General features: G+C 60.6%; 1 protein-coding gene. It reads left to right on the plus strand.

Translation table 11 applies throughout. The annotated features are described in order from the left end of the window. Window positions 1-581 (plus strand): IS21 family transposase (gene istA, locus B7449_RS17690; RefSeq protein ID WP_048883966.1); only part of this gene is annotated, 581 nt, incomplete at both ends.

The raw sequence follows: 581 nt of genomic DNA on the forward strand, positions 1-581 counted from the left end.
TGCCGGGATCATCTTCCGATCCGCGAGATTGAACGCCGGACGGGGCTGTCACGCAATACGATCCGGAAATATCTCCGGGCGGAGAGTATTGAACCGCGGTACCAGGTTCCCGAACGCCCCAGCCGACTGGACCCATTTGTTGACAGGCTGAGGGGATGGCTCGTCCTGGAAGCTGCCCGATCACGCAAAAACCGGCGCACGGCGCGACGACTACATGAAGACCTTGTGGCGCTGGGTTATGATGGCTCCTACGGACGGGTGGCCGCTTTTATCCGGCAATGGAAACACGAACAGCACCAGGCACGCCAGACAACGGGTCGAGGTGTTTTTGTCCCCCTGCGCTTCCAGCCCGGAGAAGCCTTCCAGTTCGACTGGGGTGAGGACTGGGCGGTGATTGCCGGGCATCGCGTCAAGCTGCAGGTTGCCCACACCAAACTGTCCTTTAGCCGGGCCTTCATACTCAGGGCCTATCCCCTGCAGACCCACGAAATGCTTTTCGATGCGCTTACCGAGGCCTTCCGCGTGCTCGGTGGTGTTCCGCGGCGGGGTATTTTTGACAACATGAAGACCGCCGTGGACCG

Source organism: Komagataeibacter intermedius TF2, assembly GCF_000964425.1.
GTDB classification, from domain to species: domain Bacteria; phylum Pseudomonadota; class Alphaproteobacteria; order Acetobacterales; family Acetobacteraceae; genus Komagataeibacter; species Komagataeibacter intermedius.